Below are 20,666 nucleotides of genomic sequence, written 5' to 3' on the forward strand. Positions count from 1 at the left end.
CCGTGCCGCAGATATGGACGATCTGGGACGTCGAGCTGTCGTATGGTCACACCGATTTCCCGGCGACCGGTGACGCCGCGCAGGTGCTGGCCAGCGGCGGTGAACCGGTGTGGGGGGTGTACGAGGTCGGGGAGGACACCACCGCCTACGGCATCTCCGCCGTGCCGCATTCGCTGCTGGAGTGGCGCTCGGCCGAGTACGACATCGACCCCGCCGACCTCGACACGCTGATCGACGTCGCGCTGCACGAGCGGTTCATCCCGCACCCGGCGGACGCGCTGGCCTGGGCGGACGAACAGGCGGGGCGGGTGCTGCAGGCGAGCGCGGACCTGCCGACGTGCTGGACGCCGGGGGTCTCCGGCACCGACCGGCGCCAGGCGCACCTGGAGCGTGTCCGCCTGGTCAAGGACCATCTCGTCCGGCTGGAGGCGGCTTCGCGCGCCGACCGGCAGGGGGCGTTGGCGTTCGTCGGGTCGGCGCGGGTGGCGCCGCCGGATCCGCTGCAGCCGATGCGGGAGGGAATCCAGCTGGACCCGGCGCGGGTGGAGGCCAAGAAGCTCGCGGTGGCGTGGAAGCGCGCCCGAGGCGACCTGCCGGCGGCGGCGGTCAAGCCTCCGGCGACGTTCATGGGGGTGCGCTGATGACCGGTATCGGCTGGGTCGATGTGTTCGTCGTCATCGGGATCGTCGGCGGCGCCTCGGCCCTGGTGTGGCGGGGGCTGCGGCTGGCGGCACGCAAGACGCGCCGCCTGACGCACTTCCTGGACGACTGGCAGGGTGAGCCCGCCCGGCCGGGCGTGGAGGCGCGGCCGGGTATCCCGGAGCGCCTCCAGAAGATCGAGTCCGAGCTGCGGCGTAACTCCGGCACGTCGCTGCGGGACGTGGTCGACCGGCTCGAGCGCGGGCTGCTGCGGGTCGAGGACGGCCTGGCGACGCATCTGGAGCAGCACCGCGCCGCCGCACCGGTGGTGAACGTGACGAACGTGCAGACCGGCACCGACGGGGAGCCGCCTGCGGAAAGAGAGGGACCATGAAGCTGGTCAGCAGGCGCACCTGGGGCGCCAAGCTGCCGAAGGGCACCTACACGCACCTGTCGGGCACGCAGGGCGTGAAGATCCACTACACGGGCGGGCACGTCCCGGTGGGGATCGTGAAGGATCACGAGGTGTGCGGCAAGCTCGTGCGGCAGATCCAGGCCCAGCATATGGCGGGCGCCCGCGAGGTCCCCTACATCGACATCGGGTACTCGATGATCGCCTGCCCGCACCGCCGTGTGTTCATGGGGCGGGGACCGCACGCGCTGCCTGCGGCCAACGGCCCCGACCTCAACCACGGCCACTACGCGGTGCTGGCACTGGTCGGCTCCCAGGGCCACACCCAGCCCACCACCGACCTGCTGCTGGGCATCTGGGACGCGATCGACTACCTGCGCAAGGAGGGCAACGCGGGCGGGCAGATCAAGGGCCACTGCGACGGCTACTCCACCGACTGCCCCGGCGGGCCGCTGTATAAGTGGATCAAGCAGGGCGCGCCGAGGCCGCGCACCACGCCGGACGACCTGCCGACGCTCCGGCCCGGCGACACCGACGAGCACGTGGTGATGCTGCGCAAGGTCCTCAAGGCCGCCAACCAGTCCTCGCCGTTCTACGACCCGACCGACGCCGACTTGGTCGCGCTGGTCACGCAGTGGAAGGCGGCGCGCAAGCTCGGCGGCAGCCTGGAGTGGACGAGCGCGTGCTGGAGGGCCGCGGGCCTGTGACGGACGCGCTGTGTGAACGGCTTCAGGCCTGGCTGGTACGGCTGGCCGAGGCGTCGAAGACCTTCACCACGGAAACGGCGGCCGAGCCGTCCCAGCTCGGAGGCCGCATCCCCGGGTGGATCGACGAAACCAACTAGGAGAGATCATGAACTGGAAGAAGGCCGCCGTGCTCGGCGTGCTGCTCGCGCTCGTCGGCGGCGCCGGCGTCGCCTCGGCCGCAGCGTGGAGCGACCCCGCCCCCGCCTACGGCGGGTGCGTCTCCAAGAGCAGCGGTTATGTCCGGATCCTGGAGCGCGGCAACCTGCCCAAGAGCGTGCAGGGCAAGTGCAAGACCACCGAGACGAAGATCAGCTGGTTCAGCCGTTCCGGCGGCAAGGGCCCCAAGGGTGAGGCGGGCGAGAAGGGCGCGGCCGGTCCGGCGGGGCCTGCGGTCACGTCGTGGTCGTGGACGGCGGACGGCAAGACCTACACCTGCGCCGACCCGGACAAGGACCTGAAGTACACCTGTACCGGTTCCTGACCGGCATCCCCCCTTCGGCCGCGTCCCCCTTTTCTGTCGCCGCTTCCGCTTCGGAGGCGGCTTTCGTGTTCTCAAGGAGAAAACATGCACGGTGATCCCATTACGGAGCAGCGGCCCGTCGAGCGGAAGGTCTCGGCGGCCACCGCAGGCTCCTACCTGGGCCTGCTGGCGTTTCTGACGGTCCTGCAGGCCATCAACGCCGACCTGGACCTGATCAGCTTCCTGCCCGACTGGCTGGAGACGCTCGCCGTCCCGCTGCTGCCCGGCCTGATCACGTACGTGTCGGGCTACCAGGCCAGGCACACCGCCCGGCCGGACCTGCCGCTCGAGCAGCGGTAGGTCCGGCCGCGTCGTCCCGAGCCATCCGGAAGCGCCCGCCCGGTCTGCGGACCGGGCGGGCGCTTTCGCGTACCCAAAAGGATTGGTAAGTGTCAACACTTACCCATATGCTGGGCCGCGGCGCGAGTCGAACGGCTGCCGGTTATCTTTTTGACAAGAAGACACCATCCGGTGCCGACTCCCACACCCGCGCCACCTGGTCTCGTCAGGCCTGACGGGATGCGAGTCGAAGCTTCACCGGTTATCGCCTTGTAAGCGGGAGGTTGCGGGTTCGAACCCCGCCCTGGGCCCCGGCCCGGGTAGCTCAATCGGCAGAGCTCCTAACGGCCGGTAGGCGTTCCCCTACCCGTATCCCGTCAAGCCCGACGAGGCCAAAGGGGGAAGTCCGACCTCACCGGGGCTTCCCCCTTCGCCGTAGCGCCCCTCCCGCCCCTGGCGGGCTGCTCGCCGAAAGGCCCTTCCATGGCCCGTGACCCTCTCGCCCGTATCTCCCTGACCTCGACCCCGCAGACGCAGCCGCTGCCCGGCCGCCCTGAGATGGTGCGCAACGCGGCCGGCGGCTACGTCTTCGAAAAGGACACCTGGCGGCGCCTGGAAGACTTCCTGATCCTGGGCACCTCGGGCGGCACCTACTACGTCAGCGAGGACACGCTGACGGGTGAGAACGTCGAGGTGCTCCTGCAGGCGCTCGCCGAGGACGGGCCGCGGGTGGTGCAGCTGCTCACCGAGATCTCCACCTCCCGCCCGCCCCGGGCGCCGAGGAACACCCCGGCGCTGTTCGCCCTGGCCGCCGCGCACGCCCTCGGCGATGAGGCGACCCGGCAGGCCGCGAAGACCGCCCTGGCGAAGGTGGCGCGCACCACCCACCACCTGGCGACCTGGTTCGGCTACTACAAGCAGCTCGGCGGCAAGCCGTCCCGGGGCGGCACCGCGCCGGTGAGCCGCCCGACGCTGCGCAAGGCCATCGCGGGCTGGTTCCTGGAGGGGACGCCGGACGAGGCGGCGTTCAAGATTTGCAAGGCCCGCCAGCGCAGAACCCCGCAGGGCGAGCAGTTCACGGTGCGGGACGCGCTGCGGATCGCGCACCCGCGCCCGTACACCGCGACCGCGGCGAACAAGCTGGATGCGATGGGCCGCCGGGTGCTGCTGGGCTGGGCGGCAGGGAAGGTGCCGGACGACGTCGCCCGCACCGAGCTGCCCGCCGTCGACCGGTGGCTGACCGCGCAGGAGGTCACCACCCCGGCGCAGGCGGTGCGGGTGGTGCGTGAGCTGGGGGTGCCGTGGGAGTTCCTGCCCTCCCAGGTCCTGGTCGACCCGACCGTGTGGGACGCGCTGATCGACACGATCGGCATGACCGCCTTGCTGCGCAACCTCGCCCGCATGACCCGCATCGGCACGCTGAAGCCACTGAACGCCGCGACCCGGCGGGCGGTGGCCCGGCTGACCAACGCCGATGCCGTGGTGCGGGCCCGTATCCACCCGATGGACGCCTACCTGGCGCTGCGCGTCTACGCCTCCGGGCGTAGCCAGCCGGACCGGCGCGCCGACGTCCAGACCTGGAGGCCGGTGCCGGAGATCCTGGACGCGCTGGAGGGAACGTATGAGGCGGCGTTCGGCGCCGTCGAGCCGACCGGTAAGCAGTTGCTGGTCGCTGTGGACTCCTCCGGGTCGATGAGCTGGAACTCCGTAGTGCTCGGCGGGTCGCCGATCGGGTCGCCGTACACGGTGGGCTGCGCAATGGCCGTCATGCTCGCACGGATCGAGCAGGGCGACATCCACCTGATCGACGTCGACACGAGCGTGCGCTGGTCGAAGGTGACGCAGCGCACGAACCTCCGGGAGATCGCCTCGTGGCGGCCGTCCGGCGGCGGCACCGACCTGTCGCTGCCGTTCGCCTACGCCGAGCGGGAGGGAATCGACCTGGACGGGTTCGTGGTGCTCACCGATGGGGAGACCTGGGCCGGTAAGCGGCACGCCAGCCAGACCCTGGCCTCCTACCGGCAGGCGGTCAACCCGCAGGCACGGGTGGTGGTGGCGTCCATGACGGCCACCGGCCACACGATCGGCGACCCGGGCGACGGGGGCGTGCTGAACGTGGCCGGGCTGGACGCGTCGCTGCCTATGGTGGTCAACGGGTTCATCCGCGCCTGACCAGCACCACAAAGGCGCCCGCCTGGTCCATGGACCAGGCGGGCGCCTTTCGTGTTTTTGAGGCTATGCTGGCTTTCGCCCCGCAGGTGATAACGGCATCTGCGGGGCTTTCATCAGTCCCAGTTCCAGCCGGGGCCCCACCCACGTTCCAGGCTCGCGCCGTCGCGGTCTTCTTCGGGGACGTAGACGTATTTTTCCTCGTCGTAGAGAGGGGCGAAACCCTTCTCCCAGTCGATCATGTCTTTGTTCGTTCCCGCGTAAAGCAGGTATCGCGGGTCGTGGTTGTCGTTGACGGGGGCCACCAGGGTGTAACCCTCATCTGTGACAACCACGTAGCCGTGGCCGTCACGACGCCGCGACCGCAGCCCTGCGGTGTACAGAACCCGCTTGAAGTAATCGCTCCTCCAATCGGGGAGGTTCAGGTGGCGGTGGGCGGCGCCGATGTCACCGCGCAGGCCGATTTCCAGGTCGTTCACCACGACGGGTGCCCCTGACAAAGGCCGCAGGAGTTCACCTCCCTGAACGCGGACAGGCGGGCCGCTCAAGCTGAGCCGCACCACCGGGCGCTCTTGCGGAGCCTCCGCCATCGACCGCGCGTTCAGCTCCGCCACCAGCCTGCTTCGCTCCGCGACCTCAGGGGGAACCGGCAGGCCCAGGAGTTCATACTCCCAGTCGGCCATCGAATGGTTCGTTTCCATGTCTCTCCGGGGTTGCGAATTCTGGCCCGTTCGATTGATACGGGCCGCCCCCTCGAAGGGTGATGAGGTAACTCATTGACGGCAGATTTGATTGCTTGAAGTGCGAAGTTCGACTTCCAACCAAAACCCTTAATCGGTCAATTTATTGATCTTACCAAGAAAACTTTAGTTGATCAATGGCTCGCTAAAGGGGAATTGAAAATTTCACGCCGTCGCCTTCCGTTTTCATGAAAGCGGAAGGCGACGGCGTGAATCCCCTGTGGAACGATGGGGATCGCACCGGAAAACAGATGCTTCGTCTTAAATATGTTGCGAACCCTGAAGGGTGATGAGGATTGCGGCGCCAATGAGGATGTACGCCTTGTGGCACAAGTGCCGAACCCTGAAGGGTGATGAGGGCGACCGTCCGAAGATCAAGGACGACGCATTTCTTAATGTAGCGGCGCTGTGCTTCACGAGCAAGCGCTGCGCGCGAATCGGCGGGCGACGGGGAGTGAACAGATCTTCTGTCGTGGCGGAGCCCTCTCACGCCGGAGGTCGGCTTGACCTCAGACAACGAGGCCCTGAAGAGAGCAGGTCCATGACGAGGTGCCTCGCTGCCCGCCGTGGGCGGCGAGGCACCTCGCTTGTCTGGACACGAACGGAAAGGGCAGGCGTCCGGCCCTTCGTTACGGGTGCGCGCGTTCCGGCTGTCCGTCCCGCACCCAGGCGTACACCCGGGCGATGCCCTCCTCGATCGGGGTCGTCGCTCTCCAGCCGAGGTCGCGGCGCGCGGCGTCGGCGTTCAGCGCGCTGCGCTGCATCTCCCCGGGCCGGGCCGGAGCGAACAGCGGGGTGACGTCACGGCCTGCGGCCTGCCCGATGTACTTGACCAGGTCCAGGACGCTGGTCTCCTGGCCTGCGCCGATGTTCCACACTCCTCCGGCGGTGTGGGCGGCGGCGGCGAGGAACGCCGCGACGACGTCGCCGACGTAGACGTAGTCACGGGTCTGGAAGCCGTCGCCGAAGATGGTCGGCTGCTGGCTCTGGTGGATACGGCCGGAGAAGATCGCGATGACTCCGGCCTCCCCTGCCGGGTCCTGGCGGGGCCCGAAGACGTTGCCCAGCCGCAGCGCGGTGTGGCGGGTGCTGTGTAGCCGGTTGAACAGGTCGAGGTAGTGCTCCACGCACTGCTTGGCCGTGCCGTACGGTGCCTCCGGGGCGGGCGGCACCTGCTCATCGGACGGAACAGGCGCCTCGGTGCCGTACAGGGCCCCGCCGGTGGAGGCGAACACCAGCTTGGCGCCCACCGGGAGAGCGGCGGTCAGAAGGTTGATGGTGCCGCCGATGTTGATGGCGGCGTCCCGGGCGGGGTCGTCGACGGAGGCCCGCACGTCGATCTGCGCGGCCAGGTGGAAGATGACGTCCGGCCGGGTGCGGGCGACGACGGCACTGACCGCGGCGGCGTCAGTGATGTCGATCACCTCCACGTCGACCTTGCCGGGGCCGGGCAGGCGACTGGTCCGGCCCGAGGACAGGTTGTCGACGACGGTGACGGTATCCCCGCGGGCGAGGAGCGCGTCGACGATGTGGGAGCCGATGAACCCGGCTCCGCCGGTGACGAGTGCGTGCATGCCCAGCAGCCTACGGGCGCTCACGCCGCCTCCCCGGCAAACTCGTCGGGCTCGTCGGCCGCGCAGCGGAACCCGCTCGCCCACGTGTAGTGGGTGGCGTCGCTGGCGACGCGCTCGGTGGTGCGTACCTGCCAGCGCAGGTTCATCCAGCCTCCTCCCCGGATGGTGACGTAGCGGCCTTGGGCGTAGCGCATGACCTGGTCGCACGGCGCCTCCGGCGCGTACAACCAGTAGACGCTCGAGGTCCACTCGTTGACGTTGCCCGCCATGTCGTCGATCCCGAAGGGGGAGGCCCCGTCGAACTGCCCGACCGGGGTCGTGGCGGGCCCGTACGCCAGGCGGGGGTGGTAGCCGCTCCACCAGCGGCGCCAGTCCTCGAGCCCGCCGAGCAGCTCGCCGGCCCAGTGCTCGGCGCAGTTGGCCAGGCCCGGGTCGAAGTGCTGCCCCCAGGGCCAGGGTCGCCAGTGCGGGCCGTGGGCGGCGTACTCCCACTCGGCCTCGGTGGGCAGGCGCAGCCCCGCCCAGGTGCAGTAGGCCGTCGCGTCGGCCAGGGAGATGTGGACCACCGGGTGGTCCTGGCGGCCGGTCAGGTCGCTGCCGGGCCCGGCGGGGTGACGCCAGTTCGCGCCGTCGCGGTCCTCCCAGTAGGAGCGGCCGTAGACGAGACCGAACCCACGCCGCTCGGCGTCGGTACGGTACCCGCTCGCCTCGGCGAACCGGGTGAACTGGGCGTTGGTGACCGGGTGGCGGGCCAGCCGGAACGGGGCGAGGGTCAGCGCGTGCCGGGGGGTTTCATCGCCGAACCACTCAGTCGGGTAGGGCTGCTCTCCGGCCAGGTCGGTCAGATGCCGGCGGGGGGCGCCGATCAGAATCTGGCCGCCGGGCAGGGAGATGAGGTCGTGGTCGTCAGCTACGGGAGTCGTCATGTCAGCCTCCGGCCGCGGCGGGCAGGATGACGATTGCCCCGCCTTCGGGTAGGGGGGTGTCGAGGTTCTGCAGGTGGCGGATGTCGTCGTCTCCGACGAACACACGCACCCAGCTCGCCACCTGGCCCGGGACGTTGAACAGGCGAGGCTCGAGGTCGGGGTGCCTGTCCAGCAGCCACCTCAAGGCCTCACGGACCGTTTCGGCCTCGCACGCCAGCGTGCCCTCGATGCCGGATGCGGCCCGCCAGGCGGAGGGCACCACCACCGTGACCGCGCTCATGCCCGCGCCTCGTCCCACATGGCGCGCATCCACGCGGCGGTGAGTTCAATCCCCTCCCGCAGGCCCACCTGCGGCTGCCAGCCGAGCAGCTCGTGAGCGCGGGTCAGGTCCGGGCAGCGCCGAGCGAAACCGTCATCCTGAATCCGGCCCGGGGCGGTGATGACCCTGCCAGAGCCGACGATCTCGACGATCAGGTCGGCCAGGGCCCGGATCGTGATCTCCTCGCTCGCGCCGAGGTTGATCGGCCCCTGCTGGCCGGAGTCGATCAGAGCGATCAGCCCGTCGACGAAGTCGGACACGTAACAGAAAGACCTGGTCTGCAGGCCGCCGTAGTTCAGGGTCAGGGCCTGGCCGGCGAGGGCCTGGGTGATGAAGGCGGACACGACGCGCCGGTCCGTGAGGTCGGTGCCGGGGCCGTAGACGTTGAAGGGCCGCACGATGCCGATGCTGAGGCCGTGCTGGCGGTGGTAGGCGAACGCCGCAGCCTCGGTGAACCGCTTGGCCTCCGCGTAACACGACAGCAGAGCGGTGGGGTCGGCGTTGCCGCGGTACTCCTCGCGCTGCGGGTAGACCAGCGGGTCGCCGTAGATCTCCGAGGAGGAGGCCAGCACGATCCGGGCGCCGTGCTGCTTGGCGAACTCCAGCGCGTTGAGCGCGCCGAGGCTGCCCGTCTTGAGCGTGCCGACCGGCTGCTTAGCCATGATGTCCGTGCCGATCACGCTGGCCAGGTGCACGACCACGTCCACGGGGACCGTGACGTCGAGGGGGACGGTCACGTCGTGCTGGATGAGCGTGAAGTTGGGGCGGGTGGTCAGGGTGGACAGGGCGGGCAGGATCCCGGCCGACAGGTTGTCGACGGCGGTGATGGTGTCACCGCGGGCTAGGAGGGCGGTGCTGAGGTGGGTGCCGATGAACCCGGCGCCGCCGGTGATCAAAACATGACGGGAGGACATGGGTTTCCTTTCGGGGTGTGTTCAGCAACGCTGTGGAGCCTCGGGATGCGAGGCAGAGGGCGGCGGCAGGAACCTTCCTGCTCCTCCCGCCGCCGCAGTTCACGCGGCCAGGACCAGCGGGATCAGCTCGCTGATGTGGCTGATGATCGGCACCTCGTTCTCAAGAGCAGGGGGAAGCGAGGTGTAGCGGTTGACGGGCTGTTCCGGCTGGCGCACCAGGACGGCGCCCATCCTGTGCTGGAGGGGGGCGACGACGTCGTTGACGGGGTGGTCACCGACGAACCAGATATCGTTAGGTGCGGCGCCGACGCGGTCCAGGAACCTGCGGTAGAACGCGGGGTGTGGTTTCGCCACGCCTTCCTTGCTGGATTCCAGGACCACCTCGAAGAGGTCGAGCACGCCCGCGCGTTCCAGTGCGAGAAGCCGGTCTTGGCCCGGCCGGGTGTTGGACACCAGACCCAGGCGGAACCGTCCCGTGCCGTGCAGGTACTTCAGTGTTTCGGCGGCGCGCGGATCGATGGGCCGCATCCTTAGTACCGGGTCGTAGGGGGTGGCAGGGGAGGTCAGGGTGGAGCCGTAGTCCAACCCCAGTACCAAGGGCTTGCCCATGCTGGTGGCCTTTCAGGGCTGGTGGGGACGCACTTGCCTGGCGCTCGGGTAGTTGCGGCCGGGGGGCGGTTCGGGGTCACCCGTGAATCGGACGTAGGTGCCTTTGGGAAGGGATCGCCGACTGCCGGGCATTGAGGCGATCCCGGCGTACCAGCTGTATCCCTGCGTGTCGGTGATGTAGCCACAGCGGCTTCTTGGATCCCACCTGTTGACGACGCCGTACCGGTGGCCGTCTGAGGCGGGCAGGCTTCGAGCGGGGCCGGGCCCCCGTTGCACGAACGGGCACGCCAGCCGGTAGGCGTCGTCGTCTCCTGCGGCCAGCAGCTCCGACCAGGGCGGAGTGTGGTCGGCGACGGCCAGGCCGGGGGCGGTGGCCAGGCCGGGGGCGGGCATGTCGAGGGTGGGGACGATGACCTTGATCCCGCGCTTCTGCAGGTCCTGCACGAGGGGGGTGAAGCCGCCGTCGCCGGTGATCAGAGCAACGACGTCGAGCTGCCTGGCGAGGGCGATCCCTTGGGTCAGGCGGGTAAGCCGGGCGATTCCTCTTTCGCGGCTGTTCGTCAGGCCGGCCTCGTGCTCGTGCCGGACGATGCCCTCATTTCTCAGGACGTGGTTCCAGAACGACCCGGCCACACGGGAGCCGTTTGGCTTCACGGTGTCTTTACGGGAGGCCTGGGGCGGCTGGCCCAGCATGTAGTGGGCTTCGACCATGACAATGTCGGCCAAGGGAAGACGGTGGTGGTGGTGCAGGTGCCAGCGCAGGAGGTCGTGAATCCCGGCGAACGCCGGTGCTCGCCTCCACGGGGATTGGGCGTCCAGGTAGCGCCACAGGCGGTGGAACCACGCGTCGTCGTAGAACACGCCGAGTCTCATACGGCGTACTCCATCGACAGGTCCACCACCACCGGCCGGGAGGTCGACGGCGCGTCCTGCGGTGCGGCGGTGTGCTGGTCGGTGACGACGCGGTAGGCGATGACGCCCATCCTGGGGTTCTCCTTGGGCAGGAGGGAGGTGTAGATCCGGTTGGCCCGGTGGCCCTTGGGGCTGTCCCAGTGCACGGTCGGGGTGTGGTCGCCCCACACGGCGCCGACGTCGTGCAGCCCGAGCGCTCGCATTTCCCTGTCCGGGGTGACGTCGTCCTTGCCGTCCGCGAGCCCTTCGAGTGCCGGGTGGTTGTCGGGGGCACTGTTCCAGTCCCCCATCATGATCACGTTTTCGCTGCCCTTGAGGATCGCCTTCAGGGTGGGCGCTTCCATCGCCCGCTTGAGGTGGCTGAAGGGCGCCAGGTGCGTGTGGCCGATGAGGACGAGCTTGCCGTCGATTTCGCAGTGCAGGCCCGCCGCGGCGTGCCAGAACGGGTCGCCCTGCTCGTTGTGCTCGTTGATGATGCGCACCCGGTCGGTCCTCACCAGCGTCAGCAGGTGGCAGTCGTCGTGGGCGGACTCCACCAGGACGGCGCGCATGCCCAGGATCCGTTCGGCCTCGTACACCATGCGGAGGCCGTCCTCATGGAAGTTCTTGGCCGCCTGCACGGCGACCACGTCCGCGCCGAGCCCGGCGAGGAGTTCCAGCTGCGGCAGGACACGCTCGTGTGCTCCTCCGTCGTGCTTGGCGCTGCCGAGGTTGTAGGTGGCGACTCGCAGGGTGTTCGTCATCGTGTGCTCCGTTTCTCGGGGCGGGTGGGTGGGGTGAAGCGCGGCGGCGCTGCACGAGAACCAGGGGTTCGCGCCGCCGCGCGGCATGGGGGATGCACGGCCTGACCGAAGGGGAAGGTCAGGCGGCGATCTGGTGGGGGACGGTCGCGGTGACGCCCAGCAGGAGTCTGTGGCCGAGCACGTGACGGGAGTTGTGCGCCTCCCAGGGGTGAAGCGTGGCCGGGCCCGGCTCGTCTAGGACGTAGCCCGCTCTCTTCAGGGCGGCGGCGAGTGCGTCTGAGCTACGCGGGGTGAACAACGCTCCCGCCGTACGGTAAATCCCGGTCAGCTCGCCGATCTCGAAGAAGGTCATCTCGTCGGTGCGCAGGTGAGTGATCGCCAGGCGGCTTCCGGCCACCAGGTGCTTGCGCAGACCGGCCAGTACCGGGTTCAGGTCACGGATGAGCTCCAGGCCGGTGAGGATTACCCCAGTGGGGCGGTCAGACAGCAGGTCCGCGCTGTCGCCGGGCAGCAGAGCGGGCAGCGAGCTCAAGTCATGCATGGCGGCGGTGGCGGTGTGCACGCCGCGGTGGCGGCCGAACTGCCGATGGAGGTAGGCGGTGACGGAAGGGTCGTCGTCGAGATAAGCGACCGGCATTCCAGGGTGAACGGCGTGAGTGACGTGGTGGAGGTTCGGGCTGGCGGAGGAGGGATAGCCGTAGCCGTGGACGATGAGCTGGCGCGTCACGGTCGCGAAGGTTCGCGCCGTTGCGATGACGAAGCCTCGACGGGCGCGTTCGGCTTCCTTCAGCAGCGGCGTGGTCGTCATCAGGATATTGGCCGCTTCCCGATCGGGTCCGTAACAGTGGCTGCTGTCGCCGCGCAGGTAGGCGGCGATCCGGGCAGAGGTTGGCTTGGTCATCAGCAGGCTGTCGATCTCCTCGGAGGAGCGCAGGTTCATGATCATCGGCCTTGAGGGGGGAAGGGGAACCCCGTCGCCGCCGCCACCGTCTCCGCCGCTTGCGCTGTCGCGTCGGCGGACAGCAGGCGGCGTTCGCCGCGCTGTTTCGCCCGCTTCCTGATTTTCTGGATTACCAGCGTCGCGCCCCATGCCACCGCCACAGCCAGGATCCAGACGTCGCGGGAAAACATGGAGGCGAACGCCGCGAGGCCGTCGTTGACCGCGTGCATGATGACGAGCGGCCAGATGCGGCGGTAACGCAGGTACAGGAACCCGATCCCGGCGCCCAGCACCAGCGTCGCGCCGACCCCGGGCACTCCCATCACGGCGTGATAGAGGGACCGCAGGACCGCAGGCAGAGCCAGGACCAGCCAGAGAGGAAGACGAGCGGCGGCCAGGGCGGCGCTCACCCCGGCCAGCGCGACCTCTTCGGTGATCGAGGTGTAGGCGATCCCGACGACCAGGACGTGGACGCCTTGACTGAGGTAACCATCGGACGGCTGGATGGGCATCGCCAGCCCGAGGATCGTCAGGATGAACGCGGTCGCCCCGGCCGCGATGAACGGCAGCGCCCCCCGGTCCAGCAACTTGCGGTTGACGTCGGCTCGGCCGGGTCTTCCCACGCCCAGGAAGGTGGGGGTCACGCCGAGCCCGGAGGCCAGGGATGCGACCAGCGCGACCGTTCCCACGGCGACGGCGCACAGGCCGATGCTCACAGCCACGGAAAGCAGGGCGGGGGAAAGCGCCCCCTGACGGTACAGGGCGACCATCACGGCGAACAGGCCGACCAGAACACCGAACGTCATGAGCAGCCACCGCGGCGCCCCGCCGGGACGCCTCCGGCCGCCTATGGCACAGACACCCACCGCGATGGTCACCAGGATCACGTTGAGCGTGAGGGACGGCACGGGAAGGTCGGGAAGGTCTCCACCCAGGAGGTTGGCCGCGGCGTCCAGGGCGTTGACCGCCGAAGGTCCGAGGGCCGCGACGTACAGCAGGGCACTCTGTCCGAGCGCCCGGCGCACGGACACCTTCGGCCAGGCGGGCAGCGGGGTTTCCGGCTCGGGCAGCATGCGGGTGAGCAGGCGAGCGGGAGACAAGGAGGACAGGGAAAAGGGCATGGCGGTTTCTGTGTCGTGGAGGGGGCGTGAAGTCAGGACTTTGCCGGGAGGGCTTCGGCGACCATCAGAGCCGTGTCACCGTCGAGGGGCTCACGGGTGACGAGCTGGAACCCGGCCGCGGTCATCAGGTCGCTGTACTCGCCGAAGGTGCGTTCCTGACCGCCGGCGGGGAAGTTGGCCATCATGCGAACGTTCAGCCGGTCAGCCATGGTGGGGGCCATCAGGTAGGGCTGGATCAGCATGTCCACGCACCAGAGCTGCGCTTGACGGCCGGAGGCCCGGATCGCGTCGCGGATGGTGGACAAGATCCATATGGCGTGGACGTCGTCCCAGTTGTGCAGGACGCTGCCCAGGACGTAGACGGTGATCCCGTCGCCCTCACCAGGGGCGGGAACGGCGGTGAAGAAATCTCCCTCAACGACCTCGCACCGGCCGCCGAGGTCGGCGAGGTGCTTGCGGGCCTCGATGGCGACGCTCGGGCGTTCTAGCAGCACACCGGACAGGTGCGGGTGCTGCCGCAGAAGGGCCGACAGGAGAGTGCCGTGGCCGCCGCCGATGTCGATGACGGTACCCACGTGACTGCAGTCGCGTTGCGCGAGCAGCTGCCCGGCCGCGTAGCTGCGGGCCGTCATGAAACGCTGGAAGTGCTGCCCGAGGACGGGGTCGGCGTCCAGCTGCTCGTACAGGGTGGTCTCCGGCTCCCCACCCTGAAGGACATGGGGCAGGGAGGTGATCGCCTCTCGCCAGGGCTGGCTGGCCGTCACGAGCACGGCCCACAGCAGAGACCCGGGAACATCGCTGCACAGCTGCCGACCCTCTTCGGTGAGGACGAAGGAGTCGGGCTGCGAGGCGTGGTCCAGCAGCTTCAGCTTCACGGCCACGCGCAGGATTCGCCCCAGCTTCGCGGCATCGACGCCGCACTGCGCAGCCAGGTCCTCGACGGTGCGAGGGCCCTCGGCCAGGAGGTCGGCGATCCGGAATCGCGCGATGACCAGCAGGACCCCGAAGTCGGCATCGGCGCCGAGGATGCGCTGGATGACTCCGCGCCGGTTCGCGTAGGAGAACAGGTCGCTCACCCCCGCCGGAGAGGTCTGCTGGGGCAGCTGCGCGCCCCTGGTCCGGTGGGGCAGCGTGGGCTTCTTTCCGGACGCCGTGGTCATGACGCTCCGTTCCAGGACGACGGGGTGGGGCCGGGCAGCAGCATGGAGGTGACGTCGAGGGGCTTTTTCAGGTAGCTCTGCTCGACCATGTAGGCGCTGACCCGATCCAGACGGCTGCCGTTCAGGGTCTGCGGGTAGACACCCAGGGTGATGATCCGCGCGTCAGACGGGGAGATCTGTGTGTAGCCCGGAATGATGTCGGTGACCGCTTTGCGGTCGGCGGCGGCCATCCGCTGCCCTTCTTCCAGGACGCGGCGCACGATGGCGACGGTCTTGGGGTTTTCCCGGGCGAACTTCTTGGTGACGCCCCAGCCGGCGATGGGGAAGTCGGCGGTGGGGCCGATGGCGGTGTCGGCCAGGGTGAGCGCCCCATCCCGGGTACGGGCCGCGGTGATGAACGGCTCGACCATCCAAGCCGCATCGATGCTCCCCGCGCGCAGGGCGGCGGGCATGTTCGGCAGCGGGATCTCGACGAAGGTGACGTCGTCGGCCGTCAGCCCGTGCACCTTCAGGGTCACCGTGGTGGTGAGGGTGGCGATGCTGCGGAGGGTCGCGACTGCAATCTTCTTGCCCTTGAGGTCCGCGGGGGTCTTGATGCCCGAATCCGGTTTGGTCATCAGCAGGAACGTCCCAGGCCCGCCCTGGTAGGCGTCGGCGATGAACCCGAGGTCTGCGACCTGCTCGCTTTGCGCGATGAACGCGGTGACGTAGTTGAGCAGGCACACGTCCAGGTGGCCGCTGACCAGGTTCGGGATGGCCGGCCCTGCACCCTGGATCGTCTCCGTCTTGACCGTGAGGCCCGCCTGCTCGAAGAGCCGACGCTTGATGGCCAGCTGCAGGCCGGCGGTGTCCGGGATGGGCATCGTGCCGATGGTCAGGGTGGTCTTCTCCGGGAGGCTGGCCACGGGGGCGTTCGTGCGGGGCACGGAGGTGCTGCACGCCACCAACGTTCCGAACGGTAAAGCGATAATTACGGCGAGTAGCCGCTTGAGGCGCACGACGAACTCCAGAAAAGGTGAGGGGAAAAGGAAACACGAGTTGGCTTCGGGTGGTGAGGGCCGATCCGAACAGGAGAATCGGCCCTCACCACTGCCGCACGCTCCCGAAGGCGTGCGGCAAGGTGCGCGGGAGCCCGAAGAGGTCACCGTCCAGCAGCCGGTGAACCTTTCCGGGCGGGGTCACCGCGCTGGTCTCAGCCCGTCGGGTCGCTCCGGCATAGAGCGGCGAGCCGCATGGCGATCTGGCGGGCAGTGTCTTCCGCCTCCTCGACGGAAGCGGATTGGGCACCCTCGCCGGTGAACGCCCAGAAGAAGGTCCGCTCTCCGGGGTCGGTCCAGACGACGAAAGAGGATCCGACGACGGTCAGCATCGGCTCGGGGTCCACTCTGAGAGTGGTGTGTACCGAGTAGCGCACGAGAAGCTCCTGCAGGCGACTCAGCTCGGCCGTCGCGGGAACGGAGACATTGGCCCTGACCGGGTACAGGGCAGCTGCGGGCATGCCGGATGAACTCACGTGAACTCCTCGGTGGGGCGGCCCCGGGGACGTCCCCGGCGCAGCGAGGGTGGGGCTGCTCAGGACGGGCGCCCCGGGACCGCCGTGAAGCAGTGAGCCCTGAAGATCTGCGCAGAACCGCAGATCAGGTCACTCGGGAAGGGACGGCGCCATAAGCTGGAGGGAAGGTAGCGGTGTCCGACAGTTATCCGGGAAGGGCCCGCAGAGTGACCTGATGATCAGCCATCGGGGGCCTCCAGCAGAGCCTTCAGGCCGTCGAGGTCATGGTGGCGAAACTTCGGCTCACAGCCGGAAGCGTCAGTCGGACGGGCACACCAATCACCGTGGGTGCCGTTCACGATTTCGCGCCAGATCAGCGATTCGGGGTGAGCGGCCTGGAGGACTTCGGCCGCGCTGGGCCCGAACGTCAAGAGGAGATCCTTGTCGTTCACGCCGCTTACGTTATGGAGTGGATCTGTGACTGACCAGCCGCGTAGCGCCGTAGTTTGACGACGCTACGCGGGTAACTACTACGTAGTGTGGTACCTCAATCGACGAGGCTGAAAAAGTCCACCAAGGCACGCTGGTCATCGGTGAGCCTACGCTTGGCCGTGCCGGCGATCTCCCTTGTCACGTCATGGCCGAGCTGCTGGTAACGCAGCCACTCCGGCGCCTTCAACCGCAGGCCGGTCATGATTTCCGTCGCCCGGCTGACATCGCCGATCCGCGTGTTCGCGCGAGCCTCGTCCAGCCGGGCACGGTTCCACGTGCTGGAGACCGTGCGCCCGACTCCTCGGGGAAGCCTGCCGAACAGCTCCACGGCCTTCCCATGATCCCCGACGACCATCGCGTTCTCCGTCTGCTTGAGAGCCGCCGTCAGTGGACCGAAAGACCAATCAACCGAGCCGTAGTGCTCGTATCCGATCCTGTTACCGGCCATGATGACGAGCGAGTCGTATTCGTCCGCCTTGTCAGGACGGTTGTCCCGGGCGGCTGCAGTAGAGGCTCGGCTCAGCAGAGTCCCCCAGGAGCTGAGCTCCTCGGCGGTGGCGCGGGACATGCGCGGCTCTAGTTCCTCGGCTGCATGCACGCACAGATCGACGACCTCACGGAAACGGCCCTGTCGCATCATGGCCCAGGCCTGAATACTGAGCGCGGCGCTCAGCAGCGACGTGTCGCTGAGGGTCAGCGCGTCCTGCTGGGAATGTTGAATAGCGGTGAGAGCCAGGTCGTGGGCGCGAACCTGGATCAGGTAGCGGGCAGCGAGGTTGTAAGCGTTGGCACGCACCCGCAGCGCATCCAACCGAGCCTGGCCGTCGTCGAGCTGGATGACGTGATGCTGGGCCGACAGCAGAAGCGGTGGCAAAAGCGGAGCGAGTTCGTCGTAATGGTTGCTGTGGTAAATCGTGCTTACGGTCGCCATGGTCGTCGCGAGCCGAGACAGGGACACCTCAGTGGCGTCCGCAGTGCCAAACATCGGCTCGCCCCGTAGGTTCATCGCCGGGGCGACCGCTGCTCGGATTGGGGCGAGCATCGTCTCAGGAGGGCCGTCGAGCATGGGCTCGGGTGGCCCGGCCGAAACGAACGTCATCGTGACCACGCCCAGCGCTCGCGCCAAGGCGTGGTAGGTCTCCAGTCGAGCGGTACCGCCCTGCTCGATTTTCCGTACCACGCCAAGGCTGACTCCGCTGGCGGTGGCGAGTTCTTCCTGGGTGAAACCTCGACTCATCCGTAAGGTACGGATTTTGTTAGGGAGGTCGACGTGAGTGGTAGCTTCAGGCATAGCCCTGCACCTCCTGTTGGCAACGACACCCACAGGCTAGATGTGCAGGGCTCACTTATGTGCGGATCTCTACGGGACCATCACCCTGAAGCGCCACAGATGGAGAAAACGCGGCCTCCGGTCGATCAGCGCCACCCGCGCCTCCCGGAGGCCGCGTCCGAAAGGAACATGCCTAGACACGCCCGTTGGTAAGTATCCCAGTCGTGCCGATTGATCGGCAACGGCACCGGACCTCGGGGACAATGAGGGGGCCTCAGGGCGGGGGGATCACCTGTCTCCTGCAGTTCGGCCTGGGCCGTAGCGATACGAAGCTTGTTGATCGTTTGCACGACACATGCAGCCTGCGCGCAAAGATCCCTTCCTGAGGGCCTGTGCGCCCCCTTAGGAGGCTTTGCGGCGCGGTGGCGCAGGGAAAGGGCTCCGGGGGTGTATTGATGCCCTCGGTGGCTTGTGGGGCTTTGGATCTTCAGGGGTTGTGACGCAGATCACATCAGTGGTGCGACTACGGCCTGCCACATGATGGTTGAATCGACGCACCGGAACTCACGCACGACACGCAGACCCCCGGAAACACACCGCTTCCGAGCGTCACCGTGTATGGTTCCCCCAGGTAAAAAAAGTGGTGGTGGGACGTCTCCTCTGGAGCGGGAACTCCAGGCGAGGCGACGCACCACCACCTTGGTCGACCGGACCGATGTTGGAGCATCGGCTACCCGATCTGGCCCCCGCTGGAACCCGGCGAGGCTCAATGAGGCCTCCAGCCGGTTGCCAGACAACTGCACAAGGAAACGAAGACAGATGCCTAGTCCAACGCGGGTTGCTCTTAGCGTACCCGAAAACCGGCGTGGGTTCACAAGGAACCATGCCGAGATTTCGCCGTGTTATGCGCGCATTCCCGGATCTGGAGCTCTCCAGGCCCGGCCCTTCGCCATGCCCGCGCCCAGTTCCAGGCGCCTGCGGTGAAGCGCCGCGACGAGCCCTTCGTCGCCTGTCTCGTTGAGAACATCCGCCGGGCCCTGGCGCGCATCGAGCCGCCGTGCCTTCCGTCGATGAAGCCGAGCAGCGACGCCCTGAACTCACCGGCCGCGACCCGCAGCCGGTTCTCCCGCCGTACCCCCGATCGGGGGACGCCCCTGGAATGACGTAGGCCTCGCGACGCAGGCGAGGCCCTTCCCTAACCACACATCCGCACCACCCCGGAGCGAGTCCGTAGCCGGCCAGCCGCGACTCGTTCGGTTTAGTGCACCTTTTTGCGCTTGGAGTACAAGATCCACGATCGCCAAGCGTTCTGTCAAGCATGCCTGCAAACAGGTTGTTCGCGGGCGTGCTCGCAGAGCGTGCCCGCATACGAGCCGCTCGTCCCGGTCATCCCGGACGGGCATCTGCTCGCGCCCAGCCTCACGGTGTGGCTCGAGGTCGACGCCTATCTCGTGGACCGCTCCTGGCGGCGCCGCGACTGGCTGCGCAACTACCACCTCGTCGGCGAGGCCCTCGCGGCGAACGTCACGGCCGAGATGGTCACCCAGCACGGCATGACGTGGGAGACCCTCGCGGCCGACGCCGGGGTGAGCCGCTCGACGATGGCCGACCGGCTGCGCTGGCGCCGGGAGCACGGCCTGCTGGCGACCATCACCACCGGTTCGACCGTCCGTACCCGCAAGGGCAATCTGTGGGGCCGTCGCGACGACGGGCTGGGCAACCTGGCGGCCGAGTACGCTCTCATCGTCCCTGAGACCGCTCTGGCGGAGCTGTACGGCCCGGACTGGGCCGACATCCTGTTCCCCTGGGATGGCCCGGCCGAGGCTCCCGGCTCGCTCGACGATGTCCCCTGGCCGGTGGAGACCGTCCTCACCCGCCCTGAGTTTTCGCAGGTCAGCGCGCCTGTGGAGGAAACTCGGACGCCCGCTGTTGCCGGGGTTGACCTAGGCGAAAGCACTCTCCCTCACGCGCGAGAGAATCAGACAAACAACTCAAAGTGGCCTCTTCATGTCACCCCGCGCACCAAGAGGGACCGGATCCACGCCGCTGAACGGCTGCGTGAGGAGGACCTGACGCTGCGGCACCTGTCCGCGCGTGACCTCGCGCGCCTGTGCCGCCCCCTGTTCAGCCTCGGCGCGACCCTGGCCGACGCCCATCACGCCCTCAATACCCACCCGCTGCACGGCCAGTGGGCGCACCCCTCCTCGATCCTGTCGGCGGGCCAGCGGTGGCGGGCCCGCCGACAGATCCCGCGGTTGCGGGCGCTGCTCGAGGCGCGCGTCGCCGCGTGGATCGGGCCGGACGCTCAGCTGGTGGCCAAGCTGCCCTCGCAGCACAAGCAGGCTCTGCGCGACGATCGCGCCGCCGAGCCCCGCTGGCTCGAGCGGCAGCAGCGCGCCTGCGCCCAGCCCGACCCCGTCGTTGTGCCGCATGTGCACGTGCCCAGCCTCCCGGGGCCAGGGTTCGCAGCGTTGCGGGCCGCGCTCGAGGAGCGCGTCACCCGGGCGTGGGCGCAGGAGCGGCGCGGGTACGTGCCGCCCGCCCTGGCTCGCGCGCAGGAACGCGCCCGCCAGGAACGACGCGAGCGGATCGGCGTCTCGCGTGGCTGAGCCGTACGCCGACACGAGGCCGCGCAGCGCTGAGCTGCCCGGACATGGCTTAGCGCACGATCGGGTTCTGATGTTCCTCA

24 protein-coding genes are annotated in these 20,666 nt (G+C 68.4%); 9 read left to right on the forward strand and 15 right to left on the reverse strand.

The window, feature by feature from the left end; genetic code table 11:
• Positions 1–2 precede the first annotated feature (2 nt).
• The 7 genes from ABZ470_RS39560 to ABZ470_RS39590 all read left to right on the forward strand — a co-directional run bounded on the left by ABZ470_RS39560 (position 3) and on the right by ABZ470_RS39590 (position 4,768).
• A complete protein-coding gene (locus ABZ470_RS39560) occupies positions 3–641 on the forward strand; it encodes a hypothetical protein (protein WP_362918107.1) in 639 nt (212 codons plus the stop codon).
• Positions 641–1,033 carry a hypothetical protein gene (locus ABZ470_RS39565; RefSeq protein WP_362918109.1) on the forward strand — a complete coding sequence of 131 codons (393 nt, stop codon included), beginning with the start codon at positions 641–643 and terminating at the stop codon, positions 1,031–1,033. The genes ABZ470_RS39560 and ABZ470_RS39565 overlap by 1 nt, the downstream gene beginning before the upstream one ends.
• Positions 1,030–1,758 (forward strand): hypothetical protein, encoded by a 729-nt coding sequence (locus ABZ470_RS39570; RefSeq protein WP_362918111.1) that lies wholly within the window; start codon positions 1,030–1,032, stop codon positions 1,756–1,758. Before ABZ470_RS39565 ends, ABZ470_RS39570 begins: the two co-directional genes overlap by 4 nt.
• Positions 1,755–1,895: a hypothetical protein gene (locus tag ABZ470_RS39575; protein ID WP_362918113.1), complete on the forward strand. Its 141-nt coding sequence runs from the start codon at positions 1,755–1,757 to the stop codon at positions 1,893–1,895. Before ABZ470_RS39570 ends, ABZ470_RS39575 begins: the two co-directional genes overlap by 4 nt.
• An 8-nt stretch (positions 1,896–1,903) precedes the next feature.
• Entirely contained in the window at positions 1,904–2,278 is a 375-nt protein-coding gene (locus ABZ470_RS39580) for a hypothetical protein (RefSeq protein WP_362918115.1), read from the forward strand.
• Between the two features lie 84 nt (positions 2,279–2,362).
• Positions 2,363–2,617, forward strand: a complete 255-nt coding sequence (locus ABZ470_RS39585; RefSeq protein WP_362918117.1) for a hypothetical protein — start codon at positions 2,363–2,365, stop codon at positions 2,615–2,617.
• Positions 2,618–3,079: 462 nt separating this feature from the next.
• Positions 3,080–4,768, forward strand: a complete 1,689-nt coding sequence (locus ABZ470_RS39590) for a TROVE domain-containing protein (protein ID WP_362918119.1) — start codon at positions 3,080–3,082, stop codon at positions 4,766–4,768.
• Positions 4,769–4,881: 113 nt separating this feature from the next.
• On the opposite strand, the gene ABZ470_RS39595 is transcribed toward ABZ470_RS39590, so the two are convergent.
• The 15 genes from ABZ470_RS39595 to ABZ470_RS39665 all read right to left on the reverse strand — a co-directional run bounded on the left by ABZ470_RS39595 (position 4,882) and on the right by ABZ470_RS39665 (position 17,998).
• Entirely contained in the window at positions 4,882–5,448 is a 567-nt protein-coding gene (locus ABZ470_RS39595; RefSeq protein WP_362918121.1) for a hypothetical protein, read from the reverse strand.
• Between the two features lie 686 nt (positions 5,449–6,134).
• Entirely contained in the window at positions 6,135–7,103 is a 969-nt protein-coding gene (locus ABZ470_RS39600; RefSeq protein ID WP_362918123.1) for an NAD-dependent epimerase/dehydratase family protein, read from the reverse strand.
• Positions 7,100–8,005: an SUMF1/EgtB/PvdO family nonheme iron enzyme gene (locus ABZ470_RS39605; RefSeq protein WP_362918125.1), complete on the reverse strand. Its 906-nt coding sequence runs from the start codon at positions 8,003–8,005 to the stop codon at positions 7,100–7,102. Before ABZ470_RS39605 ends, ABZ470_RS39600 begins: the two co-directional genes overlap by 4 nt.
• Position 8,006: 1 nt before the next feature.
• Positions 8,007–8,285 carry a MoaD/ThiS family protein gene (locus ABZ470_RS39610; RefSeq protein WP_362918127.1) on the reverse strand — a complete coding sequence of 93 codons (279 nt, stop codon included), beginning with the start codon at positions 8,283–8,285 and terminating at the stop codon, positions 8,007–8,009.
• Positions 8,282–9,238, reverse strand: coding sequence for an NAD-dependent epimerase/dehydratase family protein (locus ABZ470_RS39615; RefSeq protein WP_362918129.1), 957 nt, complete (start codon positions 9,236–9,238; stop codon positions 8,282–8,284). Before ABZ470_RS39615 ends, ABZ470_RS39610 begins: the two co-directional genes overlap by 4 nt.
• 99 nt (positions 9,239–9,337) lie before the next feature.
• Positions 9,338–9,847 (reverse strand): HAD family hydrolase, encoded by a 510-nt coding sequence (locus ABZ470_RS39620; RefSeq protein ID WP_362918131.1) that lies wholly within the window; start codon positions 9,845–9,847, stop codon positions 9,338–9,340.
• 12 nt (positions 9,848–9,859) lie between these two features.
• Positions 9,860–10,720, reverse strand: a complete 861-nt coding sequence (locus ABZ470_RS39625; protein ID WP_362918133.1) for an NYN domain-containing protein — start codon at positions 10,718–10,720, stop codon at positions 9,860–9,862.
• A complete protein-coding gene (locus ABZ470_RS39630) occupies positions 10,717–11,502 on the reverse strand; it encodes an endonuclease/exonuclease/phosphatase family protein (RefSeq protein WP_362918135.1) in 786 nt (261 codons plus the stop codon). Before ABZ470_RS39630 ends, ABZ470_RS39625 begins: the two co-directional genes overlap by 4 nt.
• A gap of 118 nt (positions 11,503–11,620) precedes the next feature.
• Positions 11,621–12,442 (reverse strand): SAM-dependent methyltransferase, encoded by an 822-nt coding sequence (locus ABZ470_RS39635; RefSeq protein WP_362918137.1) that lies wholly within the window; start codon positions 12,440–12,442, stop codon positions 11,621–11,623.
• 2 nt (positions 12,443–12,444) lie between these two features.
• A complete protein-coding gene (locus ABZ470_RS39640) occupies positions 12,445–13,542 on the reverse strand; it encodes a CPBP family intramembrane glutamic endopeptidase (protein WP_362918139.1) in 1,098 nt (365 codons plus the stop codon).
• Positions 13,543–13,595: 53 nt separating this feature from the next.
• Positions 13,596–14,723: a methyltransferase gene (locus ABZ470_RS39645; protein WP_362918141.1), complete on the reverse strand. Its 1,128-nt coding sequence runs from the start codon at positions 14,721–14,723 to the stop codon at positions 13,596–13,598.
• Complete coding sequence (locus ABZ470_RS39650; protein ID WP_362918143.1) at positions 14,720–15,721, reverse strand: ABC transporter substrate-binding protein; 1,002 nt, start codon at positions 15,719–15,721, stop codon at positions 14,720–14,722. Before ABZ470_RS39650 ends, ABZ470_RS39645 begins: the two co-directional genes overlap by 4 nt.
• A gap of 194 nt (positions 15,722–15,915) precedes the next feature.
• Positions 15,916–16,236: a hypothetical protein gene (locus ABZ470_RS39655; protein ID WP_362918145.1), complete on the reverse strand. Its 321-nt coding sequence runs from the start codon at positions 16,234–16,236 to the stop codon at positions 15,916–15,918.
• 218 nt (positions 16,237–16,454) lie between these two features.
• Positions 16,455–16,667: a hypothetical protein gene (locus tag ABZ470_RS39660; RefSeq protein WP_362918147.1), complete on the reverse strand. Its 213-nt coding sequence runs from the start codon at positions 16,665–16,667 to the stop codon at positions 16,455–16,457.
• Positions 16,668–16,762: 95 nt separating this feature from the next.
• Positions 16,763–17,998, reverse strand: a complete 1,236-nt coding sequence (locus ABZ470_RS39665) for a helix-turn-helix transcriptional regulator (RefSeq protein ID WP_362918149.1) — start codon at positions 17,996–17,998, stop codon at positions 16,763–16,765.
• Between the two features lie 959 nt (positions 17,999–18,957).
• Between ABZ470_RS39665 and ABZ470_RS39670 the strand changes: the two genes are divergently transcribed.
• Together ABZ470_RS39670 and ABZ470_RS39675 are read left to right on the forward strand one after the other, a co-directional pair.
• Positions 18,958–19,140 (forward strand): hypothetical protein, encoded by a 183-nt coding sequence (locus tag ABZ470_RS39670; RefSeq protein WP_362918151.1) that lies wholly within the window; start codon positions 18,958–18,960, stop codon positions 19,138–19,140.
• 114 nt (positions 19,141–19,254) lie between these two features.
• Positions 19,255–20,586 carry a hypothetical protein gene (locus ABZ470_RS39675; protein ID WP_362918153.1) on the forward strand — a complete coding sequence of 444 codons (1,332 nt, stop codon included), beginning with the start codon at positions 19,255–19,257 and terminating at the stop codon, positions 20,584–20,586.
• Positions 20,587–20,666 lie beyond the last annotated feature (80 nt).

Origin of the sequence: Streptosporangium sp. NPDC020072, from assembly GCF_040631445.1 — a bacterium.
Lineage (GTDB): Bacteria > Actinomycetota > Actinomycetes > Streptosporangiales > Streptosporangiaceae > Streptosporangium.

Bases quoted from the DNA above. Each gene is read 5' to 3' on its own strand.
- ABZ470_RS39565 (WP_362918109.1), top strand. From the start codon at position 641: ATGACCGGTATCGGCTGGGTCGATGTGTTCGTCGTCATCGGGATCGTC.
- ABZ470_RS39570 (WP_362918111.1), top strand. From the start codon at position 1,030: ATGAAGCTGGTCAGCAGGCGCACCTGGGGCGCCAAGCTGCCGAAGGGC.
- ABZ470_RS39580 (WP_362918115.1), top strand. From the start codon at position 1,904: ATGAACTGGAAGAAGGCCGCCGTGCTCGGCGTGCTGCTCGCGCTCGTC.
- ABZ470_RS39585 (WP_362918117.1), top strand. From the start codon at position 2,363: ATGCACGGTGATCCCATTACGGAGCAGCGGCCCGTCGAGCGGAAGGTC.
- ABZ470_RS39590 (WP_362918119.1), top strand. From the start codon at position 3,080: ATGGCCCGTGACCCTCTCGCCCGTATCTCCCTGACCTCGACCCCGCAG.
- ABZ470_RS39595 (WP_362918121.1), bottom strand. From the start codon at position 5,448: ATGGCCGACTGGGAGTATGAACTCCTGGGCCTGCCGGTTCCCCCTGAG.
- ABZ470_RS39605 (WP_362918125.1), bottom strand. From the start codon at position 8,005: ATGACGACTCCCGTAGCTGACGACCACGACCTCATCTCCCTGCCCGGC.
- ABZ470_RS39610 (WP_362918127.1), bottom strand. From the start codon at position 8,285: ATGAGCGCGGTCACGGTGGTGGTGCCCTCCGCCTGGCGGGCCGCATCC.
- ABZ470_RS39615 (WP_362918129.1), bottom strand. From the start codon at position 9,238: ATGTCCTCCCGTCATGTTTTGATCACCGGCGGCGCCGGGTTCATCGGC.
- ABZ470_RS39620 (WP_362918131.1), bottom strand. From the start codon at position 9,847: ATGGGCAAGCCCTTGGTACTGGGGTTGGACTACGGCTCCACCCTGACC.
- ABZ470_RS39625 (WP_362918133.1), bottom strand. From the start codon at position 10,720: ATGAGACTCGGCGTGTTCTACGACGACGCGTGGTTCCACCGCCTGTGG.
- ABZ470_RS39630 (WP_362918135.1), bottom strand. From the start codon at position 11,502: ATGACGAACACCCTGCGAGTCGCCACCTACAACCTCGGCAGCGCCAAG.
- ABZ470_RS39635 (WP_362918137.1), bottom strand. From the start codon at position 12,442: ATGAACCTGCGCTCCTCCGAGGAGATCGACAGCCTGCTGATGACCAAG.
- ABZ470_RS39645 (WP_362918141.1), bottom strand. From the start codon at position 14,723: ATGACCACGGCGTCCGGAAAGAAGCCCACGCTGCCCCACCGGACCAGG.
- ABZ470_RS39665 (WP_362918149.1), bottom strand. From the start codon at position 17,998: ATGCCTGAAGCTACCACTCACGTCGACCTCCCTAACAAAATCCGTACC.